The organism is Proteiniphilum sp., from assembly GCF_040307845.1.
Classification (GTDB): Bacteria; Bacteroidota; Bacteroidia; order Bacteroidales; family Dysgonomonadaceae; genus Proteiniphilum.
In genome coordinates, this window is the sequence record NZ_JAWRIS010000041.1 from 138,054 (window position 1) to 145,450 (window position 7,397).

The 7,397-nt window shown below is 44.2% G+C and carries 7 protein-coding genes; 1 reads left to right on the forward strand and 6 read right to left on the reverse strand.

The window, feature by feature from the left end; all coding sequences use genetic code 11:
• Positions 1-38: 38 nt before the first annotated feature.
• The 5 genes from ABV001_RS11035 to ABV001_RS11055 form a co-directional block, all read right to left on the reverse strand.
• Positions 39-980, reverse strand: coding sequence for a sugar phosphate isomerase/epimerase family protein (locus tag ABV001_RS11035; protein ID WP_352422849.1), 942 nt, complete (start codon positions 978-980; stop codon positions 39-41).
• 88 nt (positions 981-1,068) lie between these two features.
• A complete protein-coding gene (locus ABV001_RS11040) occupies positions 1,069-2,064 on the reverse strand; it encodes a metallophosphoesterase family protein (RefSeq protein ID WP_352422850.1) in 996 nt (331 codons plus the stop codon).
• Positions 2,065-2,099: 35 nt separating this feature from the next.
• Positions 2,100-4,679 (reverse strand): glycoside hydrolase family 95 protein, encoded by a 2,580-nt coding sequence (locus tag ABV001_RS11045; protein WP_352422851.1) that lies wholly within the window; start codon positions 4,677-4,679, stop codon positions 2,100-2,102.
• A 40-nt stretch (positions 4,680-4,719) separates the two neighbouring features.
• Positions 4,720-5,301: a DUF4147 domain-containing protein gene (locus tag ABV001_RS11050; RefSeq protein ID WP_352422852.1), complete on the reverse strand. Its 582-nt coding sequence runs from the start codon at positions 5,299-5,301 to the stop codon at positions 4,720-4,722.
• Positions 5,302-5,725: 424 nt separating this feature from the next.
• A complete protein-coding gene (locus tag ABV001_RS11055; RefSeq protein ID WP_352422853.1) occupies positions 5,726-6,460 on the reverse strand; it encodes a sugar phosphate isomerase/epimerase family protein in 735 nt (244 codons plus the stop codon).
• A 60-nt stretch (positions 6,461-6,520) separates the two neighbouring features.
• Between ABV001_RS11055 and ABV001_RS11060 the strand changes: the two genes are divergently transcribed.
• On the forward strand, positions 6,521-6,703 hold the full coding sequence (locus tag ABV001_RS11060; RefSeq protein WP_352422854.1) for a hypothetical protein: 183 nt from the start codon (positions 6,521-6,523) through the stop codon (positions 6,701-6,703).
• Between the two features lie 450 nt (positions 6,704-7,153).
• On the opposite strand, the gene ABV001_RS11065 is transcribed toward ABV001_RS11060, so the two are convergent.
• Positions 7,154-7,397 (reverse strand): glycoside hydrolase family 130 protein (locus ABV001_RS11065; protein WP_502929872.1); only part of this gene is annotated, 244 nt, incomplete at its 5' end.

Genomic DNA, 7,397 nt, shown 5'->3' on the forward strand with positions numbered 1-7,397 from the left:
GTTTACCGGCTTCGTCGACGTAAAGCGGGTGTCACTATTTATAAATAGGATATAATTTCGTCCATTTGCAGGGAGATTTGTTTCAGATGATTCCTGTCTCCACCCGGAACCTCTGCGGTAAGCCATCCCCCCGTATGACCAATTTCACGTACTGCCTGCATAACTACCGGCCAGTTGTTGTCTCCCTTCAGCAGGTCGACTTTGAACCCTTCGCGTAACCCTTTGGTGTTCATCAGTTCGCGGCTGAATTCCTTGATGTGGAGTTTCATGATGCGCCGGTTCAATGTGCGAATCCAGTGTTCCGGCCAACCATAGCGCAATACGTTGCCGATATCGAAGTACCATCCCACCAACGGATGGTTGATCTCATCGACAAACCTTTTGGCTTCCACCGGACTGAGAAGAAAATTATTCCATACATTCTCCAGTGCGATTTGCATCCCGGTTTCCTCAGCATAAGGAATCAGTTCACGTATGGCACCTTGGGAGTTGATGTATGCCTGTTCATACGACACTTTTTCATTGACGACCCCGGGTACTACCAGCACTGTGTCACCACCTAACTCCTTTACCTCTCGCAGTGAAGCGGCTACCGACCGGATACACTTCTTCCTCACTTCCGGATCGGGATCGGAGAGGGGTGAACTCCAATGGTCCTTGTTGACAACCGAAGGGAGTTCGATCCCCGATTTTTCTTTTGCTTTCAGGATTTCCGCCATCGGAAAATCTACCGGACTGTTGAACTCCACTCCATGAAAACCCAGGTTCCTGGCAAGTTTAAACTTGTCGGTTAGTGATAATTCTTCATTGATCATCCCAAACCCCAGACTCTTTCTTAAGGCTATACTCTTTTTTTCCTCTCCGGCTTTGTCGCGAAAGACAGAGGCTGAAGTCGAAGGGTCCACAGCCGCAGAGAGGGGACTGATAGCCGTTACACCTGCTATAACGGCAGCCGATTTAATAAATTCCCGTTTGTTCATACCTGATAGTAGATAATTATATCCCGTAAAGATACCAAATATTCAATAAACATCATCTTTATTTGCGCAAAAAAGGTTTCTGAAAAAGCTATTTATCCTGATTGATAAATTCCGCCGGGAAAGTAACTTTATACTTGATGGTGCCATCCAATTGATGGAGCCATGTGTCGAATTCCCGTTTCCCTTCTTTGAGCACCACTACGCGTGCGCCATTGATTTCCGGGGTATAAGTGGTTTTCCAACCGCTGAAATGTCCGTAAGCCAGGGCTATTCCATGGTAGTTCACAATGTAATCATTCACATGGTCATGTCCTACAAACGTGCCCATCACATCCCCCATCTCCCGCATCGAAAAAAACATGCCCGAGTTGAGTTCGGGAGGACATTCGTCTTCTTTTCTCACGCCATAACGTATATTCTTTTCATCATTGAATGCCAGCGTGTATTCAGGCAATGGAATATGGAAATAGGCCAAAGCGGGTAGCGGACGAAAATTATTCCTGATAGTATAGTGGAGACTTTGCTCCCGGTACCATTGTATCTGGTTGGTCGTCATCCAGTCGTACCCTTTTACGCCATCTATCGTGGAATAAGCCCCGGTATCAAAACAATAGATCAGGGCTGTTTCCTTGAGCGGTTTTTCACTGCCATATACAGGGATCACATTGTCCATTACCCTGCCCAGGCTGACCTCCGATAAGCTGTTGAGATTGAAAGGGTAAGAGGTGACAATACCGGCGATCTCTTCCCTGGTCACACCCTGTTCATGATCATGGTTACCCAATGTCACAGCAAAAGGTATTTTACGATCTATGACGAATTGGATGATGGCATCCCATCCTTCCCGTACCGGTTTTCCGGTTACAATATCACCGGTAAATATTACCATATCAGGTTTTTCCGCATCCAGTATCCTGGGAATAAGCATCAGGGTGGTGTCCGATTTCGGATCTCCATGTTTATAGTGCGTATCGGTAAATTGCACAATTTTGAATGTTCCGTCTTTTTTAAAAGAGAGTTTCTGGGCACTCACTGTAAAGGCGATCACACTTAAAAGTGAGATAATGATCCATTTTTTGTTCATAATGATATCTTTTTATTTTCCTGTTATGATTGTTTTTAATTATCCGTTGCGATTAATTTATATGTTTCATTTGGATGAGTGGAGAAGTTCACTTCATAAAAAATCTTATCACTTGATTTGACAGGTTCAGATCTTGCGATCTCTTTTCTCCCTTTCATCGCGGTGAAGGGTCGAGATGTCCTGATCCGGCAGGGTTGCCCGGCTAAGGAACGGATCGTCGCTTCCTCCACTTTTCCGTCCGACCATCTGCATGCAACCTCAAAATTTCCCCTTGCTTTCAATCCGCTTACAGAACCGTCAGGCCACACATCCGGCAGTGCCGGTAATAATTGTATATAACCTGCATGGCTTTGCAGCAACATTTCCGTGACACCAGCCGTGTAGCCGAAATTCCCGTCAATCTGGAAGGGAGGGTGTGCGCACAGCATGCTTTTATAGAGGCCGCCTCCCGGTCTGCCGGGAACACGTTCATTTTTTCCATCTTCCTTACTTTTGAAACCTATGGGATTAAACAGGTTACTGACAATCTTATAAGCGTGGTTCCCATCCTGTAGACGTGCCCAGCAATTGATTTTCCATCCCATGGACCACCCGGTCGCTTCATCCCCACGCAGGTTCAGGGTTGTTTCCGCGGCTTTCATTAGCTCAGGCGTTTCCATGGTAATCTGGTCACCGGGATAAAGTCCATATAGATGAGAAATATGGCGATGTTTTGGTTCTGCTTCCTTAAAATCATGCATCCATTCCTGCAATTGCCCGCGCGCACCTATCCGGTAAGGCAGGAGGCGGGACAATTTATCTTTCAGTTCAGCACGTAATTCAGGATCCGTATCAAGCATTTCCGAAGCCTGTATTGTCCTTGTAAATGTTTCACGTATGATTGCCATATCCATCGTTGGTCCGATGCTTATCGCTCCACGTTGACCATCTTCAGTAATAAAAGTATTCTCAGGTGATACGCCTGCAGGTGTGACCAGGTATCCATTACCATCATCGATTAACCAGTCGGCATAAAACGCCGCGGCTCCTTTCATGACCGGATATGCTTCGTCTTTCAAAAAAGTTTCGTTATTGGTAAACAGATAATGCTCCCATAGGTGACTGCTGTACCATCCCTGCACCATTGGCCAGAAAGAGGCGGTGGAGACATTATCATTCGGTAGTGATTCCCTCCAGATGGATGTGTTATGATGGGCCACCCAACCGCGACGGCCATACATGTGGCGGGCCGTTTCACTTCCCGTAACGGATAACTCTTTTATCAACCGGAACAGAGGTTCATGGCATTCCGGAAGATGGGTTATCTCTGCCGGCCAGTAATTCATTTCCGAATTTATATTTTGGGTGTATCCGCAATTCCATGGAGGTATGATCTCCTTGTTCCACATTCCCTGCAGGTTGAGTGGCTGTCCACCCGGACGGGAACCGCTTATCATCAGGTAGCGTCCGAACTGGTAAAGCAGTGCGGCTAAGCCGGGATCGGGATTGTCAGCAAAACGGATGATCCGTTCGTCGGTAGGAAGCTTTTTTTGCTCCTCCGTGGAAGGAAGATAAAGGGACACACGTTCAAAAAGTGACTTGTAATCATCGGTATGACGTTTCTTGAGTGTGGCATAATCATATTTCAAAGCATTTGCCAATACATTGTCTGTTTTTTCCGAAGGATTGATACCCTCCAGGGTCGGGCTCTTGTCGTATCCATTGAAGCTGGTAGCCAAGGCAAGCACCAGGTATACCTCGCCGGTATTATGGATGCGCATGCCTTTTTCGGTTATCTCCACTTCCCCCTTGCCCGGTACAACCGGCACCAACTGGGCTTCGAATAGCATACCTTTATTGTCGATCTCATCGCCATACAGAACTCTTTTGTCGAATTTCCGGTTGCCCTCCTCGTCATAGAGTTCCGGATGTTTGTGTTGGTCTCCCCATGCTTCAATTTGTTCAAATGTACGGCGTTCCACGTACCCCGGAGCCTTACCTCTATATATAATTCGGTTATTCTCCACTTTTTGGGAAGCCGTCGGATGCGAGCCATCGAAATGGAGGGTAATATCGATCCCCGATGGATGATTGCTTGTCAATTGAATGACGATCACATTATCAGGATGGGATGCAAATATCTCACGTGAGTAGTTGGTATCATCCTGTGTAAATTTTGTTGTGGTTATAGACTCGGAGATATTCAATTTCCTTGTATAACCGGAAATCTCACCCTTTTTATTGTTTTCAATATACAAATCGCCAAAAGGCTGGTAATACTGATGTAAACGGCCAAGCCATTCTTTAGCGACAATCTTTTCGTACGCTTCGGTATATTTCCCTTCTTTCAGTAAAGAAACAACCCGGTCGAAAGATTCCGGAGAAATGGTTATATCCTTAAAGATCACCGACGGTTCACCGCTATACAATGTGTTTTCATTCAATTGAAGCAGTTCCTTGTGAGCATCACCAAATACCATTGCTCCGGAATGTCCGTTACCAATCGGGAATGCCTCGTTCCAGTCTGCCGCGGGCTCGTTGTACCAGAGTGCCAAAGTTTCTCTTTTTTCTTGCTGGCAACCCAGCAGGACACATAAAAAAGGAAGTAGTAATAGTTTGATTTTTATATTTCCCATAACTGTTTAGCTAATTATAACTACAATTATATCCATTACGTTAGTTCCGGTACTTCCGGTTATTAGATGTCCGTCCACCTGTTGGCCGCCTTTTACTTTTGACAAATGACTTATGTACGGTGTTGATCTCTGTGATATCCGCACCACATTTTACCAGTAACTCATTGGTAAGCCTTAAATCTTCGAGCGTCGCACCTTTGGGAAAATCAGCCATCAGAGCCGATGCCCCACCTGATATCAGCCATATGATCAAGTCATTATAATCTGTTTGCCTGGTGATATCGAGTATTTTTTGCATGCCTTTCATCCCTTGTGTGTCCGGTATCGGGTGTCCCGCCTCGGTAAGCGTCAGATATTGTAGATTCGTCTTATGACCATACTTGGTAATAACATGCCCATCTTTTATTCTATTGCCCAATACATTTTCTGTTTCCCTGGCCATTAAAGCAGCTGCTTTTCCAACTGCCAGCACGTAAATATGTCTGAAACGGGATAAAGGGAATGTTTTTTCCGCAATCTGCAATAGATCTCCGGAGAGTCTCATCTGCGATTGTATCAGCTTCTCCGGTAAAACACCCTCTATTCCGGCTAGAAATATCTGCTCAATTATCTTTTTCATCATTTTTAGCTACAATATAAAAAAGAGGCCAACCAGGCACAAAGGAATGTTACGACCCCCATTACAATAGTTGCTGATGAGTATACTTTTAGCGTGGTATTCGAACTGATTCATGAAAACCGGGAATAGTGAGGATGCTCATATAAAATTGGATTCTACATTAACGTGAGTTCAATGTCCCGGCATTCTTTTAAAAATAATTGTACAGCTTTGCGCCTATCTTTCTTATCAGAAACAAATTGTATGTCCATAATTTCCATTTGTAATTGATACTGTTGCAAATATAAGCAATTTCAAAGAATATCCATCCTTACAAGTGTGAATTACTATATATAAATTGGTTGACAGGAAATTTCCTGTCAACCAATTATACTTATACATAACAAGAGGATTCAACTTATTTTTGGATCAAAAGTTAGGAGAAACATTATAAATAAGCAATAATCTGATTCATTTGCGTAGCTATCTTTTTCAGGTAATCCCTATCTCCTCCACTCACTTCGGCCGTCAGCCAGCCTCCTTTATGATTAATTTCACGCACAGTCTTCATCACAACCGGCCAGTTATTGTCACCTTGAAACAGGTCAACCTTAAAACCTTCCCGCACTCCCTTGGTATTCATCAGCTCCCGACTGTATTCCTTAATATGGAGTTTCATGATACGCCGATTGAGTGTTTTTATCCAATGCTCCGGCCAGCCATAATGCAATATATTGCCGATATCGAAATACCATCCCACCAGCGGATGATTGATCTCGTCCACAAAGCGCCTGGCCTCCACGGGGCTCAGTATGAAATTATTCCATACATTTTCCAACGCGATTTGAATCCCTGTTTTTTCCGCATAAGGAATGAGGCTTCGGATAGATTCCAACGATGTGTTATAAGCCTGCTCATAACCGACTTTTTCATTTACGACTCCCGGCACAACCAGAACCGTATCACCACCGAGCTCCTTCACCTCTTCCAAAGATTTGGCTACCGACTCAATACATTGAGCCCTTATGGCAGGATCAGGATAGGAGAGTGGTTTCGACCAATGGTCCTTGTTGATTACGCTGGGCAATTCGATACCTGATTTCTCCTTTGCTTCAAATAAAATATATTGAAAAATACACCCATAACGGGCAGGATACGATAATCCAGCGGGTAAACCGGTCATACGATTGCCGACATTACTTCTCTAGGGGTGCCTACGTGGTGGACTTGCACAAGATGGGTTTTGCACTGGAAGGCTGCTTCGGAAATGACGCCATCCTGTTCTATTTCACCCTGTAAAGGTCTATCGGTAAAAAGGGCAGGCCCAAACTTTACACGGCAGGATTTTGACAGAGAAAACCTGGATAAGTCCAGAGTCGAGAAAATCGATTTCGACAACGGGGAGCTTTATACCCAGATTGCCTAGTCAAAATCACTAAAGAAAAAGTTAGGCTTACCATCTGATATGATAGGGAGGGAAAGATTCCCAACTTGTTCTTCTTCACCAACACTGAGATGAGCGGTAAGGATGTCATTGTTTACTATCCGCACATGTCTCCAGATTGAGTTCCCCTTTTTATAATGCTAAGTCCTTTACAGGGCTCATGCAATCACAGGCAAGGGATGTTGCAAAACTCTCCTTCAACTTTAATGACTCTCTTACATCGGTCAACCTTGCAAAAATAGTGCTAAAGAAAAGGGGTATCCTGTTTTCGATAGACATATGTAAGTCTATGATAAACAAAGCCTGCTTGAGTGATTTATTTACGTGTCCTACTTTAGACCCTACAGAAGACAAATGATAAACTTGTCAAAGAATTTCCTGTCACCATGTTCCATATACTTTTACGGAAATTCATACGTCAAACTAAATGCATCACTTCTTTGCATCATTAATAGCTACAGCCACATGTGAATCGGCGCATCCGTAATAGAGGTAAAATCGATTATCGAGATAGGCTAGTCCCTCAATGAAGACCGTCCCGTCTTTATACTGTCCACTCTTTTCAAACGGTGCATCAGGATAGAAAAACGGTTTATCCAAACGATCCAATATTTTATAAGGATCATTGAGATCGAATAGAAACTGTCCGGCACAATAAGAGCCTGCCGGATAATCT